A 14,982-nucleotide genomic window follows, 5' to 3' on the forward strand; every position below is an offset into this window, starting at 1 on the left:
ACGGCGCGCCCGGCACCTGCCGGGTTCCGGCTCGGGGCGCGGCGGAGCGGGCTCACATGCGCAGCAGCCGTTGGGTGATCTCGCGGTACTGCCGCAGCGCGTGGCGGAGTTCGTCGGACTGGGTCTCGGGGTCCTGGCCGTGCCAGCCGTCGTGGAGGGCGCGCCGCCGTTCCGTGAGGGCGCTCATGAGCTGGGCCGCGGCCTCGTCGAACGCGGTCTCGGCCTCCTCCAGCGCCTCACGCGGGTTGTGCGCGAAAGTGTTGAGGGCATGGTGGAGCCGCTGGGTGAGTTCGGCCCGCTCGGCCGCCCCGAGCAGTGGCTCCGGGCCCGGCGTGCGCCGCCCGGCGGAACCGGGTTGCCTGTCCGGGGGCTGCTGGGCGCGTGTCTGGTCGTACATCATCGTGGGCCACTTCCTGTACGTCGTACCGGCGGGGCGCGTAGAGAGATCGGGTGGCGACGATCATGTCGCAACGATCGTGTCGTGCCGATCGGGTGTGACGTCGTGTCGTGACGGTCTTGTCGCGACGATCGGGTGGTGACGATCGGGTGCTGACGATCGGATCGGGCGTTCCGGAAGGGTCGTCACTGCGGTGATCACGGCCGCCACGGTCACCCGAGAGGCATGGGTCGCACACCGGGCTGTCAGTCAACGCCGGGCGACCCCCGGTGTCAACGCGATCCTGTTCCCGGTCGCGGACGCACTCGCCCCGTGGGCGTCGATCGGGGGTGTGGATCGGGGGTGTGGATCGGGGTGTCGATTCCGCGCGGCCGCGTCGGCGGGCCCGCCTGCGGACGCGGTCAGCCGGCGCTGGATCCCTCCGGTGCCGGCTGCGCGGCGCGTCGGTACTCGGCGTTGATGCGCTGAGCCTCTTCGAGCTGGTCCTCAAGGATGACGATGCGACAAGCGGCCTCGATCGGGGTTCCCCGGTCGACGAGTTCCCGCGCGCGGGCGGCGATCCTCAGCTGGTAGCGGGAGTAGCGACGGTGGCCGCCCTCCGAGCGGAGCGGAGTGATCAGGCGTGCCTCACCGATGGCTCGGAGAAAGCCCGGTGTGGTGCCGAGCATCTCGGCGGCCCTGCCCATCGTGTACGCGGGGTAGTCGTCGTCGTCGAGACGACCACTGAGTGGAGTGTCCGCTGTCATTTCACCTCGTTGTGGCACGCGTCGAGGGGCCCCGCTGCCGTACGGCACCAGGGCCCCGAAGGAAATTGAACACCATCTGCCGGCTCTACTGCGGAGCCGACCGTCTGTTTCCGCTACCGGGCCCGAGCGAGGGGCGGGTGAGCGGGGATCGTGTAGGCGTGACCGGGAACCACCGTCCATTCCGGGTTCTTGCGGTACCCGGACCGGGATGCTCTCGGCCGGGCGATCCTGATGGCGTCTTCCTCCTCCGTTCTTCCGCTACGTCGTTCACCGGTCGGACCGGAAGCGAACTTCCGCGGCCCGACGAGGTCTGTAGAGGAAACCCTAATCACGCCACCGCCCGATGTCTACTCTCACAAAGACAGATTTCGAGGTGCTTGGGGCCCAGATATTCTGCGGCACGCAGTGACCGACACGGCGACCGGCGGGACCGCTGAATAGAATGGACTTCCATGTCGAACCCTGACGAGCTCCTCGTTGACATCTCCGCCATGGTGGAGTCCGGGCACAGCACGCAGATGTCGTTGACCGTGGTCGTCGGCGGTGCCGTCATCACCGGCCGGCTGGCCCCGGAGGCCGTGTGGCGGGAGCGGGTGTCGGAGGTCCTGAAGGACTCGGACCGTCTCGGCCCGTTCTCCGAAATCTTCGCCCCCGACCGGACGGCGGGCCGGAGCGAGCGCCCCGGGGCGCCGACCCATCTGCACTTCCATCTCGCCCGCATCCTTCAAGGCAGCGTCGGTATTCCCGACACCGGCGGGATGTACCGCGTCGCGATCGAGGACGTCGGCGCCTGGACCGTGGGCGACTTCAGCTACTCCGACCAGTGAAACGCGATGAGGGCCCCGCCGACCGTGTCGGCGGGGCCCTCATGGCTGTCCTGTTATCGGCGGAGGTCCTCAGAGCTCGAGCGGGTCGGGGCTGCCGAGCAGGGCCGAGGCGTTCTGGAGCGGGCTGAGGACGGGCGGGGGCGTGGCCACCTCGGGGGTACGGCAGGTGAAGCCGAGACGGGCCATGGCCCGGGTGACTTCGCCGCCCGTGAAGTCGCGGCGGTCCTGGCGGGTGATGACCTCGCCCACCTGCTTGACGGGGTAGTGGCAGCGACCGATGATCACGGACTCACCCGTGATCGGCTCGGGCTTGATCCCCTTCATCGACTCCAGCACACCACTCTTGGTGAGGTCGAACGGGAAGCGGGCGATGACACAGCGCATGATGCCTCACAGATAGCGGGAAAAAAGGGCCCGAGCGGCGAGCCGGGCCGAGCGGACCGGCCGGGGACGGCGGGACGCTCAGTTGAAGAGGGCGAGAGCGCCCTGCGTGCGGCGGGGGTCGAGGACGTCACGTACGCGGACTTGATCCGTGTACCCGGAGCCGTCGCGGACGACCGCGAGCTGGGCCTCGGTGACCGAGCCCGTGCACTGGTCGTCCTCGTCGCAGACGAGGAGGAACCCGACGCGGGCGCCCGCCATGACGGACAGCGCCACCTCGACAGTCATGTCGCCCCGCACCCGCAGCCCGGAGGCGTGCCTGAGGTCGTCGACGACGGCCGAGACGGGTCCGGCGGAATGCGGCTGCATCTGAACGAGCGCCAAAGGAGGCCTCCTGCGGGGCGAGTGCGGGGGTGAGCGTGGCGAACGGTGAAGGGTGACGAGTGACTGGCGCCAGTGACCGGTGACCAGTGAACGGCGGCTGGTCACCGGCGGATGCCGACCGGCAACCGGCTAACGGCGGCTGGTTGACGACCACCGGCAACCGGCTAACGGCGACTGGCTGACGACAACCGGTTAATGGCGACCTGCGACCGCCAACGACGAATGGTGACCTATGACCTATGACCTGTGACCTGCGACCGGCCAGGTGACCTGTTACCGCAGCCGGTCGCCGTGACCGGCAAGCGGCGACTGGCGACCAGCTACAGGCGACCAGCTACCGGTGACCGGTCGCCGGTGATCAGTCACCGGCGACCAGCGTGTTGCGGTCCTGAGCCGTCAGCCGTCAGCCGTCAGCCGTCAGCCGTCAGCCGTCGGCCGTCAGCCGTCGGCCGTCGGCTGACAGGCGTCGGGTCTCGGCTGTCACGCGTCGGCGTTCGTGCGTCAGCGGTCGAGCGTCGGGTGTCGGCCCGGATTACTGCTGGGCTGCGCGATGCGTCGTGGTGCCGGCGGAGCGGCCCTGGCCGGGACGGCCACGCCGGCCGCGGGAGGAGGCCGAGGCGCTGCGGCGGGGACGCTCCGTGACCGGCGCGCGGATGACGACCGGCACGCCCGAAGGAGCCTGGGCGCCGGTGATGCGGTTCAACTCCGCTTCCCCTGAGCGCACTTGGCTAGTCTGCGGGGTGATGCCGGCGGCGGCCATCAGCCGGCTCATCTCGCGGCGCTGGTTGGGCATCACCAGGGTCACCACGCTGCCGGACTCGCCGGCACGGGCCGTACGGCCGCCGCGGTGCAGGTAGTCCTTGGGGTCGGTCGGGGGATCGACGTTGACCACGAGGTCCAGCTGGTCGACATGGATGCCGCGCGCCGCGACATTGGTCGCCACCAGGACCGTCACGTGCCCCGTCTTGAACTGGGCCAGGGTCCGCGTGCGCTGCGGCTGGGACTTGCCGCCGTGCAGGGCCGCGGCGCGGACGCCGCTGCTCAGCAGGTGCTCGGTCAGCCGGTCCACCGCGTGCTTGGTGTCCAGGAACATGATCACCCGGCCGTCGCGCGCCGCGATCTCGGTGGTCGTCCGGCTCTTGTCCGCGGCGTGCACGTGGAGGACGTGGTGCTCCATCGTCGTGACCGCGCCCGCGGACGGGTCGACGGAATGGACCACCGGGTCGGAGAGGTAGCGGCGGACCAGCAGATCGACGTTGCGGTCCAGGGTGGCGGAGAACAGCATCCGCTGCCCCTCCGGACGCACCTGGTCGAGCAGCGCCGTGACCTGCGGCATGAAGCCCATGTCGGCCATCTGGTCGGCCTCGTCCAGGACGGTGATGGCGACCTGGTTCAGTCGGCAGTCGCCCCGCTCGATGAGGTCCTTGAGCCTGCCCGGCGTCGCGACGACGACCTCGGCCCCGCCGCGCAGGGCGCCGGCCTGGCGGCCGATCGACATCCCGCCGACCACGGTGGCCATCCGCAGGCGCAGCGAACGGGCGTAGGGGGTGAGCGCGTCGGTGACCTGCTGGGCCAGCTCTCGGGTGGGCACGAGGACCAGGGCCAGCGGCTGCCTGGGCTCGGCGCGCTGACCGGCGGTACGGGCCAGCAGCGCGAGGCCGAAGGCCAGGGTCTTGCCCGAGCCGGTGCGGCCGCGGCCGAGTACGTCACGGCCCGCGAGCGAGTTCGGCAGCGTCGCCCCCTGGATCGGGAAGGGGACGGTGACGCCTTCGTGGCCGAGCGCCGCCAGCAACTGCTCCGGCAGGGCGAGGTCGGCGAACGCCTCCACGGGCGGCAGAGCGGGCGTGATCGTCACCGGCACCGCGAACTCTCCCTGCGGAGAGGACTGTTGGCGTCCGTAGCCCTTCGACCGGCTGGGGGCGCCGGAACGGCCCGAGGACGGGGCTCCGAATCGGCTGCCGCCGCTCCTCTTGGAGCCGGCGCCCTCTGTACGGGTGCGGGAGTAGCGATCGTTGGTGCGCGTGCGGTTCATGCGGAACCTTCCTTGACCGGGCGCGTATCAAGGAATTCCCGCAGCGAATGAGCAGCGCAGAGAATCGCGAGAACGAGCCGATTGAAATTCAGCACCGAATCGGATCGGTGAGAACTCTCACGGGATGTGCTGCCGAACGGGCGGCGCGATCCCGGAAACAAGAGGAATGAAGAGGGTGAAGCGGATGAAGCGGAATGGATAAGAATGAAGGAAAGTGAAGGGAAGCGAAGAGGAACGAACGGGAAGCGACCGGGTATCGGACGACGTGCGACAGAACACAGAAGCGGACCGGACGCGACCTTACGCGGACCATACGCCGCCCTTACGCGGCCCCTACGCAGACCCGGAGTGAGCCGGGAACGGGAACAGACCGACGTGGACCAGGAGCAGACGAGGAGCGGACCAGGTGTGGCCCGGGTGCGAGATCGGCGGCAGAGGTCAGGAAAAGAGCCGAAAGGTCCGGGCGCGGGCGCCGCTCCGAAGCGTTCGCTTCCCGAGCGGCGGGTGGGGCTTCCCGTATTGAGGGAGCTTCCCGTACCGAGGGCCGTGGACCCGGGCGGGCGGGCCGCCGTGGACCCTGATCCGATCCTGAATCCCCGGAAGCGCGGTCGCGGGTCGAACCCACCGCGGACCGCCGGGGCGTCTGCGCCGAAAACGCGGCGAGCTGGGGCCCGCACCCCAAGGTGCGGGCCCCAGCTGCGCCGTGCATGCGGGTGTCAGGCGGGAACGATGTTCTCCGCCGTCGGGCCCTTCTGGCCCTGCGCGATGTCGAAGGACACCTTCTGGCCTTCCTGGAGCTCACGGAAGCCCTGCGCAGCGATGTTCGAGTAGTGGGCGAAGACGTCGGCGCCGCCGCCGTCCTGCTCGATGAAGCCGAAGCCCTTTTCCGCGTTGAACCACTTCACGGTGCCAGTAGCCATGTCAATTCTCCTTTGGGACGGTGCTCGGAGTCCGCACAGTGCCGACTCCGTGTCGCCGTGATGATTACCCCGCCGGAAATGACCGGATACAAAAGAACTCCACCCTGCAAGAACAGGGTGGAAGCTCACAAGTTTTTGGGAACCACAACTGCAACTGCTATCGACAGTAGCACGGCACGATCGATTGTGCGCGGCGGATAACTTCGCTCGGCCTGTCGATCAAGAAATCCTCATCGCGTCCGTCGTCGATTTCTTACGTCGCCGCCACAGATATTGGCCCGCCCGGGTCGCAGCGTTTCTGCCCCGGGATCATGCGACGGAGTTCGGAAAATGTGACGAAAGCCGAACCCCCACCGTCGCCGCCCGGCACGAGCGGCCACGAGTGCGGCACGAGTGCGGCACGCGGCGCGGTGACGGCACCCTACTCCGCATCGCGCACCGGTTTCGGTCACCGGCGGGACCGCTCGTACGGCAGGGAGGGTCACCGGCGGGACCGCCTGTACGACAGGGAGGGCCACCGGCGGACCGCCCGTACGGCTGGGCGGGTCACCGGCGCGACGGCCCGTATGCGGAATCGAGACCATCCGGCATGCTTCTCCCTGCAACTTCCGGGCGGTCCCGCGCTGTCCTGTGGGGCAGAACCCGCGGCCGGGTGCACAGCGGCCGTATGCCGTGGTCACGCAGGCCGTGACCATGACTTCGAACGGTCGCGAAGAGCCGGCCGGGAGAAGCCGTCGAGAAAAGGATGGGTCATGCCCGGTCTCATACGTACGTCGGCGATGGCGCTGGCGGGCGGGATCATGCTGCTGACGGGGTGCCAGAGCAGCTCGGCGGGCGCAGGTTCCGCCGCGACCACCCCCACTCCCTCCGCGGACGCCTCGGCCGAAGCCGTACGGGCGGACGCCTCGGCACCGGCGGCGTCACCCTCGTCGAGTCCCGCCGGCACGCCCACGCCGTCGCACGGCTCCGTTACCGCCTCCGCCACCCCGGACCGGGCCACGGATCAGTCGCCCGCCCCGACCAGCCACCCGCCCACGGCCGTCGCCGGCTGCCGCAACCTGGCCGTCGGTGACGCGGTGAAGGCCGCCGTGACCCGGGTGTACCAGCACGACGTCACCCACTTCACGCACATCGAGCCGGTGCCGCACGTCTTCTTCTACGGCCAGTGCGGAACGGTCCGTTACGCCGCCACCCGTTTCGGACTCACCGCGGGTGCCACGCAGCCGGAACTCGTGGGTATGCAGGACGAGGGCAGTGCCATCAAGTACTTCCGCAGCTCCGGCGGCGGTGGCTGGGTCTATGTCGCGAGCGACGGCTTCCCCGCCGGACCGCACGGCTGCGGAGACATCCCGGCGATTCCCGACGCCCTGGCCGCCGCCTGGGGGAACTGCTCGCTCGCGCACTGAGCCGCCCGCGCGGCCGCGGCACTCGTCACAGGCCCCCTGGCCTGGCCGCGGCCGAGAGGCATCCGACCGGTCGCACGGGCTGCGCCCTGAGGCCGCCGGTCCTCACGGTGACGACGGCGCCGGAAACCCCGTCGGGATCGCGGCCGGAGAGGCCGTCGCCTCGTGCGCGATGGTGTCGAAGTCGACGTATCCGGTCTTCTCCAGCACCGAGATGTGGTCCAGCTCGGTCCGGTTCGTGGCCGTGGCCAGCTCCCGTACCAGCGTGTTGCGGGTGCTGCTGCGCACCTGCGCGAGTGCCTGGAAGATTCTGCCGTGCTCGTCACGCAGCAGATTCGCGAACTCCCGCCGGTAGTCCTCGCCCTGGGCCGCCGACAGCTCCGCGAGCCACCCCTGCTGCTCCGCGGTCGGCTGGGTCGGCAGCGGGATGGCGAGGTCGGCCGCGACGGTACGAACGCGCTTGTCGAGGTCGGTGTGGCCGGCCACCAGATGGTCGCCCGCCTCCTTGATCGCCTTCGCGGGGGCCAGCTTGACCGCCTGTTGGCCCGCGGGTATCTCCCACAGCCCTTCGAGCTGCACCCGCACCACGAGGTCCCGATCGGCGACGGTCAGAGGTCCCCAGGGTGTGTTCACCGCAGGGCCGGGGTCGGCTATGGCGGCCTTCACGGCGTCGAAACGGTGGGGGTACGAGTAGAACACCGGGTACGCGAGTGAGCCGATCGTGCCGACGATCGCCAACACCATGAACATCGTGACGATGCTGCGCCGCAACTGAGCCTCCCTGGGACCGGCTGGTTCTCGGAAACCTGTGCGTGGCCGGTGCGGTCCGTACCGGCCGGAGCCGTTCTTGGCGCGTGCCGAGTGCTCCGGCCCCTTTCCCGTACGGGGGAACGGGAGTTGCGGAGGCGGGGGCACCCGGCCGCGGCGCCAGAAGATCACTTCGCCGCCGGGGGCCGATAGGGCCGAACGGCCCCGGGTGCCAGGGCCGGACGGACGCCGGAACGCGCCGCCGCACCGGAACGCCCCGTCTCGCGTCGTTCGCCCCTCGCCTCGCCTCGCCTCGCCTCGCCCCTCGCCTCGCCTCGCGGCTCGGCCGTCTTGATCGCGGCCACGGTGACGCACACATCCGCAGACGCGCACCGCCCGTATGAGGTGCGGTCGCGGACCCTGGACGACCTCTACGACAGGAGGTTCCGCACACGACGACAAGCGGGCATCCGCACACGTCCCGGCACGCACCCGGCACACGGCGAGTGATCCACCGGGACGACGGGCCTCATGGCCCGGTCGGGGCTCCCGGACACCGAGAGGCAACGGTCGGAGCCGTCACGCGGCGCTCACCCAGTGGTGCTCACGCGGCGCCGCGCGCCCGGAAGATGCGCCACGCCGACCGGACGGCGAAGACCAGTCCCGTCACCACGGTCACGAACGTCAGCGCGTCGACGAGTTCCACGACCGGGTGGGGTGCGTGCAACAGTGCCGGCAGCCTGGCGGAGATCATCGCCAGGCCCATGAGGAGGGGGAGCCATGCCGAGAGGGGGCGCATGCCCTGGTCGGGGCCCCCTCCCTTTGCAGCCTTGACGCGCTCCCACCAACGGCTACCGAGACTTCCGACCACCAGCGCGCACCCCAGGGCGACCACCGACCAGTCCATCGACCGCAGCATCCTGCCTCCTTGGCTGCCAAGATCGTCCTCCTCCGGAGGAGGGTCGGCAAGGGGTCGTGTGCCGCGATGGACGAGCGCCATTTTTTGCCAGTTCATGACACCGGGCGCCGACCTGCGGCGCAGCGCGGGGGCATGGGCGGCTCCGGCCTCGAAACGGGGCAAAGTCGCTGGTCGGGCGCACCGGAAGGGGATCCTGCGACGACAACTCCGTGCTAGGTTGCGCCTCTTGATCGTGAAGGTTATGTGGGGGCCTTTCGTGAAGCTGGCGCGATTCTCGCCGTCAACCGCCGCAGCATTGCTCCTGGGGCTGACGACTGTCGTCGGTCCCGGTGCGGTCGACTCGTACGCGGCGTCAGGCACACCGCTGCCGATCGCGCACTTCGCGCACATGGTCGTGGACGCTCCGCACGGACACCTGTTCATCAGCGGCGGCGCGGGCACCGACGGCATCCTTGTCACCGACCTCGACGGCGGAAACCCGACGACGATCGGTGGTGAGCCGGGTGCCACCGGTCTCGCCCTCTCCGGCGACGGATCAGCGCTGTACGCGGCTCTCCCGGGCCAGGACGCGATCGCGGCGATCAGTACGAACAACCTGACCGAGTCGGCCCGTTACGACACGGGCGAGGGAAGTCGTCCGGACTCGCTGGCCGTCGCCGGGGGCACCCTCTGGTTCGGGTACGGCACGGCGGGCGCCGGCGGCATCGGATCCGTCGACGGGGCCGGTACGGTCACCTTGCGGCAGGATTCCGGCAGTTGGCCGGGACCGCCGATGCTGGCGACGACCCCGACGCCCTCCGGAGTGCTCGCCGCCGCCACGCAGACGGGCGACACCTCCGCCTTCGTCACGTACCGGGCCGAGGGCGACGCGCTGACCCGGCAGGCCGCGAAGGCGCTGCCCGTCCCCGACCTGAGCGACTTCGCGGTCACGGCGGACGGCCTGCACCTGGCGGTCTCGTCCTGGGTGGGCCCGAGCGACGACCGGTACCGCACCTCGGATCTCGCGGTGGACGGGCGATTCTCCGAGTTCGTGGCCGCCAAGGCCGTCGCCGTGGCCCCGGACGGCACCCTGGCCGGCTGCGGCTGCAACTACGAAGTCCGTGCGTTTCCGGAAACGGGCGACGGCTTCTACCACGAGTACGGGTACGGATACGGGGACCGGCTGAGCCTGCCCGCCCACGGCCTCGCCTGGTCACCGGACGGGAGCCGTCTCTACATCGTGGGCGTGGACGCCTCCGGAGTACCGACGCTCCGCATAGCCCGTGATCCGGAAACCGCATCGGTCCAACTCCGCGGAGGTTCGACCACCACTCCTCTCGCCCCCGGCGAGGCCTATTCGTTCCGGGCGCGCTTCAATTCGTCTCTCGACCTCGATGCCGGGGTATCCATGATTCCGGGCACCGTACGGATCACGCGCTACGACGCCGCGGATCCGGACGGCGTGCTCATCCAGGACCTGACGACAACCCGGGTCCGGCCGGACGACTTCTTCGGCTCCTACTACGTAGCCGGCACCGCTCCCCTCAGCGGCCCGCTGAGCTTCCACGTCGACTACTCCGGCAGCGGCCACTACGGTCCGGCCGACCAGACCTTCGACGTCCCTGTCGCGAAGTACGCGCCCACCATCGCGCTGCCGGCCGTCACCGGCGGCGGCCGTGCCGCACCGCTGACCATCGCGGGGAAGCTCAACTGGCCGCACGCGCACGTGACGACCGGAGCCGTCCACGTCGTCAAGACCGACCTGGCGCACCCCGCCGGCTACTCGGTGGGCACCGTGCCCATCGCCGCCGACGGCGGTTTCACCTTCCACGACACCCCGCAGGTCGGCGGCGCGAACACGTACGCCTTCAGCTACGACGGTGGTACGTCGTACCTCCCGGTCAGCACGTGGACGACGGTGGACGTGTCCCGGACCACTCCGAGCCTGAGTGTGGCGACCGACGCGAAGTCGTACCACTCCGGCGCTACCGTCAAGGTCACCGCGCATCTGGGAACCACCTACAACTCCCGTTCCGTGACGCTGTACGACCAGCCCGCGGGCGCGTCGAAGGCGCAGCTCAAGAGCGGCAAGGTCGACGCGCACGGGAACCTCGTCGCGTACTACAAGGTCACCCGCAACACGGTCTTCAGCGCGGCCTTCACCGGTGACTACCGCTACGCGCCGCGCACGGTGACCACCAGCACGACCCTGACACCGACGGTCCGGACGCAGACGCAGTGGCCGCTGTCGACCACCCGCGTCGGCTCCACCACCTACCAGGTCTTCTACAAGTCCGAAGTCAACATGGGCTTCAACATCCAGGTGACTCCCCGTCAGTCCGGCGGCTGTCTGTCGGTGTACCTCGAGCACTACTACTCGGGGACCTGGCACCAGACCACCTCGCAGAGTTGCGTGCCCCTGTACGGCGACGGCTGGTACGGCTACGGCCGGGCTCTGAAGCTCTTCACGAGCAACGACCACTACCGCATCCGCGGCCACTACACGCCGCCGGCCAAGGGCGCACAGACCGGCAGCGTGTGGAGTCAGTGGACGTACCTCACGGTCCGCCCCGGCAGCCCCTCGTGAGGCCGAAGTCTCCGAGAGGGCGACTCCTGGGCAGGGCTCGTGGCGCCGGCCGCGACGCGGTCACGCGCATACGACAAGGCCACGCTCGTCGGTGAGGGCGCCAGGGACCGTGCGGACATCCGGGAGGACGGGCTCACCGACGGCCGGCTTCCTGTGGGACCGTTTCGGCCTCCAGGCCGGGTCCGGCCGCGCGGCGTTCCTGGACCTGGGCGTAGGCCATGAGGCCGAACAGGGCAACGAGCAGCACAGCCGACGAGCCCGCGGTGCCGAGGTCGAGTCCACCCTTGGCGAGCGGCTTGGTGAGGAAGTCACCGGCGGTGGCGCCCAGCGGGCGGGTGAGGACGAAGGCGATCCAGAACAGCAGGACGTTCGGGACCGCCGGGACCTTCATCAGCGCGACGAGTACCGCCAGCAGTCCGGTGATGAGCAGCGCCCCGCCCAGATACCCGAGGCCGGAGCTGTCGGAGAGGAAGTCGCCCATCGAGGTGCCGAGCGTGTTGGAGACGAGGATCGCCGACCAGAACAGGGCCTCACCGCGGAAAGTGACGATGTCGCGGATCTGGAACGTCATCCCGCTCAGTTTCCAGGCGAGGAAGATCGCCAGAAGGACCGAGATCAGGATGGCGGCACCTTCGGGGTAGCCCAGACCGAGACCCTGCGGGCCCCAGCCGAGCGAGGTGGCGCCGCCGGAGAGGTACTTGGTGCTGGCGTCGCGGTTCATGAAGTCGGACATCGTGGTGCCGGCCATGCTGGTCGACAGGATCACGGTCCAGTAGAAGAACGGGTTGTACTGACGGGACCTGAGCTGGACCACCAACGTCACCACGAAGAGCAGGAACAGGGCGATCGTGGTCACGAAGTAGCCGAGCTTGAGAGTCTGGGCGAACAGGTCGCCCGCCGTCTCACCCAGGGTCGTGGCGGCGATCTTCATGATCCAGAACGCCAGAGTGACCTCGGGCAGCTTCTTCATCACGGATTTCGTCGACATCAAGAGCGTGCTCCTGCGGTGTGTGGGGGATTCGATCTCCGTTGAACCCTGACAAGGTCAACCTGAACGCGTCCTGAACGCGGGCGGCATGAGTATTGACGTACTGCGCCCGCAGTGATCTCGCCGAGAGTCTTCGCATCTTCTGCACCTCGCATAGCGGCACCTGCCGGTGCGTCTCGAACGCCCGCACAGGAATCTGCGGAGGGTGAAGGAGCCGTCGGCACACCGGATGGCTTCCGGTTCTACGATCTACGGAGACCGGCCACACCCTGTTCACGCGACACGCCGTGACTCATCCCGGCCGGGCCGCGTCCTCCGCGACCGTGCCACCACCCCCGGCTTCGCAAAGAAGCGGCCGTGTAATCGACCAACGCTGCGACCTGCGACTTAGTGGTTGGCGCTGGAAGTCCTTCGGGGGTTGATCAGGCGGCCAGGGCGCCGGAGGATTACTGGTGTCGGTCGGTGAGTGTGTGCCCGTCGAGCCGGGCCAGCAGATCGTCCAGATCGGAGGTGGTGAACTTCCACTGGAACGGCTGTGCCGTGGCGTTGTAGCGGTCTTCGAACCTTCGGAGCCGGTCCCTGACCTGGTCGAGGTCGGTGAAGTCGTTGGGTGTCACGACCTTGCGTCGCACGACGGAGAAGAAGATCTCCACTTGGTTCAGCCAGGAGGCGTGGACCGGGGTGTGGACCGGGAGGGCGTTGGGGAACCGGGCGGCCAGGCAGGGCGCATGAAGGTGCGCTTCGACCACGTGACGGAACGTGTCTCGGCCCGGCCGCCCAGTACGGAAGAAGCCGACCTTTCGGCGATGCCTCAAGGGCAGCCGGTGCTCAACGTGTTGGTCGTCGCGTGCGATGCTGCCGGGCAGGCTTTGCAGGTCACGGATGTCCTCCTTCCTGCCGATCGGCAGGAACTTGAAGACACGTACCGGCTCGGCCGAGCTCTTCGATCTGTTGGGCCTCGCGTACAACCTTGCGGCGCTCTCGCGGGTCAAGTGAGTCGATCGAGCTTCAAGTTATGCAGCTCTCGCCTCCCTGTCGTCTGTGTCGTCCCGCATGAGGAGTTCCGTTGCACAGAGCAGTTACGGCCATGGCCGTGCTCGCCCCCCTCTTCGCCGTCACTCTCACCCCGGCGACGGCTTCGGCGACCGCTCCCTACAAGGGGGCCAACACCGCAGCTGTCCAGGACGACTTCAACGGTGACGGCTATCGCGACCTGGTCGTGGGCGCCCCCGAGGCCGCCAACGGATCGGTGGAGGGAGCCGGTGCCGTGGTCGTTCTGTACGGGGCGGCGTCATCCGTGAGTGCCACGCGTCGGGCTGTGATCACGCAGGCGACCGCCGGGATCCCCGGTGCACCCGAGGACGAGGACGAGTTCGGCTCGGCAGTTGCCAGCGCCGACCTGGACCGGGACGGGTACGCGGATCTGCTCGTCGGCACTCCCGGTGAAGACGTCGACGGCAAGAAGTCCCGGGGCTCCGTGACCGTTGTGTGGGGTGGGTCCCATGGCTTGCAGGGCGGCTCAAGCGTCTCCCCGCCCTCCGGGTTCGGGGACGGTATGACCTATTGCGGATTCGGGCTGTCCCTGGCCACGGGAGACATGAACGGGGACGGTGCCCCGGAAGTGGGCATCGGTTCGCGCTGCGAGGCGGCCTCCTACACGGGCCCCTTCACCCGCACCGGCAAAGCTGCCACCCACTACCAGGAATGGCGCGCCAACGCCCGCAGTCTGGTGATGGGCGACGTGAACGGCGACGGCAGGGCGGAACGGTTCTGGCTGCCCGGCCCCTCGGACGACGACGTCCGCGGATCCGTGCTCGTCGACAACGGCCCGATCGGCGACGATCCCATGACGACCTGGCCCACGAAACTGCCGTTCGCCGATGGCTACGCCGGCCAGATCGGCGACGTCAACGGCGACGGCTACGGTGACCTCGTCACCGCCATCGCGGACGACGAATCCACGATGAACATGCCCGGTGCCGCGCACCGCGGCGGCGAGATCCAGGTTCTCTACGGAAGCGCGAAAGGCATCACTGCCGACCAGCGGCCGAAGGTCTTCCACCAGGACACGGCGGGGGTTCCCGGCACGGCGGAGAACGGCGACCGCTTCGGCCAGTCGCTCAGCGTCGGCGACGTCAACGCCGACGGCTACGCCGATGTCCTCGTCGGTGTCCCCAGCGAGGGCCTCGGTACGCACGAGATGGCCGGCTCGGCCGTCTTGCTGCGCGGCTCCGCCACAGGTCTGACCACGACCAAGGCAATCGGATACACCCAGAACACAGCCGACGTGCCCGGCACCGCTGAGACCGGTGACCAGTTCGGAGCGTCGGTTCACCTCGCAGACCTCAACAAGGACGGCAGGGCCGAGACGGTCGTCGGCGTTCCCACGGAGAACAGTGACGGTTGCCTGTGGATCGCCCGTGGCTCGACCACCGGCCCCGTCCTTAGAGGTTCCGCCGGCTTGTGCGGCAAGAGCGCCGGCATCACCGTTCGTGGCGTGAAGGGCTACTTCGGGGCAGCCCTGACGAGCCCTCACATCGCTTTTTAGGGTTCTGTAAGGGGAGGAGGGTGAACGGCCCTGGTGGCCGTTCACCCTCCTTTTATGCACGTGCCGCGAGGGTGTGCACGATTCAGTGCCTCTCTATTCGCTGCACTGCGCTTGAACTCTGATC

General features: G+C 69.0%; 14 protein-coding genes and 1 pseudogene. 5 read left to right on the plus strand and 10 right to left on the minus strand.

What is annotated here, in order from left to right:
* Positions 1 to 52: 52 nt before the first annotated feature.
* Positions 53 to 400: a hypothetical protein gene (locus ACZ4N5_RS01880; RefSeq protein ID WP_467755178.1), complete on the minus strand. Its 348-nt coding sequence runs from the start codon at positions 398 to 400 to the stop codon at positions 53 to 55.
* A gap of 398 nt (positions 401 to 798) precedes the next feature.
* Positions 799 to 1,143 carry a MerR family transcriptional regulator gene (locus ACZ4N5_RS01885; protein ID WP_467755179.1) on the minus strand — a complete coding sequence of 115 codons (345 nt, stop codon included), beginning with the start codon at positions 1,141 to 1,143 and terminating at the stop codon, positions 799 to 801.
* Positions 1,144 to 1,595: 452 nt separating this feature from the next.
* Between ACZ4N5_RS01885 and ACZ4N5_RS01890 the strand changes: the two genes are divergently transcribed.
* Positions 1,596 to 1,970 (plus strand): hypothetical protein, encoded by a 375-nt coding sequence (locus ACZ4N5_RS01890; protein WP_467755180.1) that lies wholly within the window; start codon positions 1,596 to 1,598, stop codon positions 1,968 to 1,970.
* Between the two features lie 69 nt (positions 1,971 to 2,039).
* Here ACZ4N5_RS01890 and ACZ4N5_RS01895 read toward each other — a convergent pair whose 3' ends face one another.
* The 4 genes from ACZ4N5_RS01895 to ACZ4N5_RS01910 form a co-directional block, all read right to left on the minus strand.
* Positions 2,040 to 2,354 carry an SCO5918 family protein gene (locus tag ACZ4N5_RS01895; protein WP_355846563.1) on the minus strand — a complete coding sequence of 105 codons (315 nt, stop codon included), beginning with the start codon at positions 2,352 to 2,354 and terminating at the stop codon, positions 2,040 to 2,042.
* Between the two features lie 78 nt (positions 2,355 to 2,432).
* Positions 2,433 to 2,735, minus strand: coding sequence for a CBS domain-containing protein (locus tag ACZ4N5_RS01900; RefSeq protein WP_467755181.1), 303 nt, complete (start codon positions 2,733 to 2,735; stop codon positions 2,433 to 2,435).
* 532 nt (positions 2,736 to 3,267) lie between these two features.
* Positions 3,268 to 4,767: a DEAD/DEAH box helicase gene (locus ACZ4N5_RS01905; RefSeq protein ID WP_467755182.1), complete on the minus strand. Its 1,500-nt coding sequence runs from the start codon at positions 4,765 to 4,767 to the stop codon at positions 3,268 to 3,270.
* Between the two features lie 716 nt (positions 4,768 to 5,483).
* Complete coding sequence (locus ACZ4N5_RS01910; protein ID WP_030224351.1) at positions 5,484 to 5,687, minus strand: cold-shock protein; 204 nt, start codon at positions 5,685 to 5,687, stop codon at positions 5,484 to 5,486.
* Positions 5,688 to 6,439: 752 nt separating this feature from the next.
* Here ACZ4N5_RS01910 and ACZ4N5_RS01915 point away from each other — a divergent pair.
* Positions 6,440 to 7,093: a hypothetical protein gene (locus ACZ4N5_RS01915; RefSeq protein ID WP_467755183.1), complete on the plus strand. Its 654-nt coding sequence runs from the start codon at positions 6,440 to 6,442 to the stop codon at positions 7,091 to 7,093.
* Between the two features lie 102 nt (positions 7,094 to 7,195).
* On the opposite strand, the gene ACZ4N5_RS01920 is transcribed toward ACZ4N5_RS01915, so the two are convergent.
* Together ACZ4N5_RS01920 and ACZ4N5_RS01925 are read right to left on the minus strand one after the other, a co-directional pair.
* Positions 7,196 to 7,861 carry a DUF4142 domain-containing protein gene (locus ACZ4N5_RS01920; RefSeq protein WP_467755184.1) on the minus strand — a complete coding sequence of 222 codons (666 nt, stop codon included), beginning with the start codon at positions 7,859 to 7,861 and terminating at the stop codon, positions 7,196 to 7,198.
* Between the two features lie 580 nt (positions 7,862 to 8,441).
* A complete protein-coding gene (locus ACZ4N5_RS01925) occupies positions 8,442 to 8,756 on the minus strand; it encodes a hypothetical protein (RefSeq protein ID WP_467755185.1) in 315 nt (104 codons plus the stop codon).
* Between the two features lie 226 nt (positions 8,757 to 8,982).
* On the opposite strand from ACZ4N5_RS01925, the gene ACZ4N5_RS01930 reads away from it, so the two are divergent.
* The gene (locus ACZ4N5_RS01930; RefSeq protein ID WP_467755186.1) at positions 8,983 to 11,322 is read left to right on the plus strand and encodes a YncE family protein; all 2,340 of its coding nucleotides are present in this window, start codon (positions 8,983 to 8,985) and stop codon (positions 11,320 to 11,322) included.
* A 133-nt stretch (positions 11,323 to 11,455) separates the two neighbouring features.
* Here the strand turns inward: ACZ4N5_RS01930 and ACZ4N5_RS01935 are convergent, their stop codons facing one another.
* Both ACZ4N5_RS01935 and ACZ4N5_RS01940 read right to left on the minus strand, forming a co-directional pair.
* On the minus strand, positions 11,456 to 12,310 hold the full coding sequence (locus ACZ4N5_RS01935) for a COG4705 family protein (protein WP_467755187.1): 855 nt from the start codon (positions 12,308 to 12,310) through the stop codon (positions 11,456 to 11,458).
* Between the two features lie 446 nt (positions 12,311 to 12,756).
* The gene (locus ACZ4N5_RS01940; protein ID WP_467755188.1) at positions 12,757 to 13,059 is read right to left on the minus strand and encodes a hypothetical protein; all 303 of its coding nucleotides are present in this window, start codon (positions 13,057 to 13,059) and stop codon (positions 12,757 to 12,759) included.
* On the opposite strand from ACZ4N5_RS01940, the pseudogene ACZ4N5_RS01945 reads away from it, so the two are divergent.
* Both ACZ4N5_RS01945 and ACZ4N5_RS01950 read left to right on the plus strand, forming a co-directional pair.
* Positions 13,039 to 13,155, plus strand: a pseudogene (locus tag ACZ4N5_RS01945) (GntR family transcriptional regulator); the annotation flags it as partial. The gene ACZ4N5_RS01940 and the pseudogene ACZ4N5_RS01945 overlap by 21 nt on opposite strands.
* Positions 13,156 to 13,376: 221 nt before the next feature.
* A complete protein-coding gene (locus ACZ4N5_RS01950) occupies positions 13,377 to 14,858 on the plus strand; it encodes a hypothetical protein (protein ID WP_467755189.1) in 1,482 nt (493 codons plus the stop codon).
* Positions 14,859 to 14,982 lie beyond the last annotated feature (124 nt).

Source organism: Streptomyces sp. NPDC026500 (genome assembly GCF_055567635.1).

Bases quoted from the DNA above. Each gene is read 5' to 3' on its own strand.
- ACZ4N5_RS01895 (WP_355846563.1), bottom strand. From the start codon at position 2,354: ATGCGCTGTGTCATCGCCCGCTTCCCGTTCGACCTCACCAAGAGTGGT.
- ACZ4N5_RS01925 (WP_467755185.1), bottom strand. From the start codon at position 8,756: ATGCTGCGGTCGATGGACTGGTCGGTGGTCGCCCTGGGGTGCGCGCTG.
- ACZ4N5_RS01915 (WP_467755183.1), top strand. From the start codon at position 6,440: ATGCCCGGTCTCATACGTACGTCGGCGATGGCGCTGGCGGGCGGGATC.
- ACZ4N5_RS01890 (WP_467755180.1), top strand. From the start codon at position 1,596: ATGTCGAACCCTGACGAGCTCCTCGTTGACATCTCCGCCATGGTGGAG.
- ACZ4N5_RS01880 (WP_467755178.1), bottom strand. From the start codon at position 400: ATGATGTACGACCAGACACGCGCCCAGCAGCCCCCGGACAGGCAACCC.
- ACZ4N5_RS01910 (WP_030224351.1), bottom strand. From the start codon at position 5,687: ATGGCTACTGGCACCGTGAAGTGGTTCAACGCGGAAAAGGGCTTCGGC.
- ACZ4N5_RS01885 (WP_467755179.1), bottom strand. From the start codon at position 1,143: ATGACAGCGGACACTCCACTCAGTGGTCGTCTCGACGACGACGACTAC.
- ACZ4N5_RS01905 (WP_467755182.1), bottom strand. From the start codon at position 4,767: ATGAACCGCACGCGCACCAACGATCGCTACTCCCGCACCCGTACAGAG.
- ACZ4N5_RS01935 (WP_467755187.1), bottom strand. From the start codon at position 12,310: ATGTCGACGAAATCCGTGATGAAGAAGCTGCCCGAGGTCACTCTGGCG.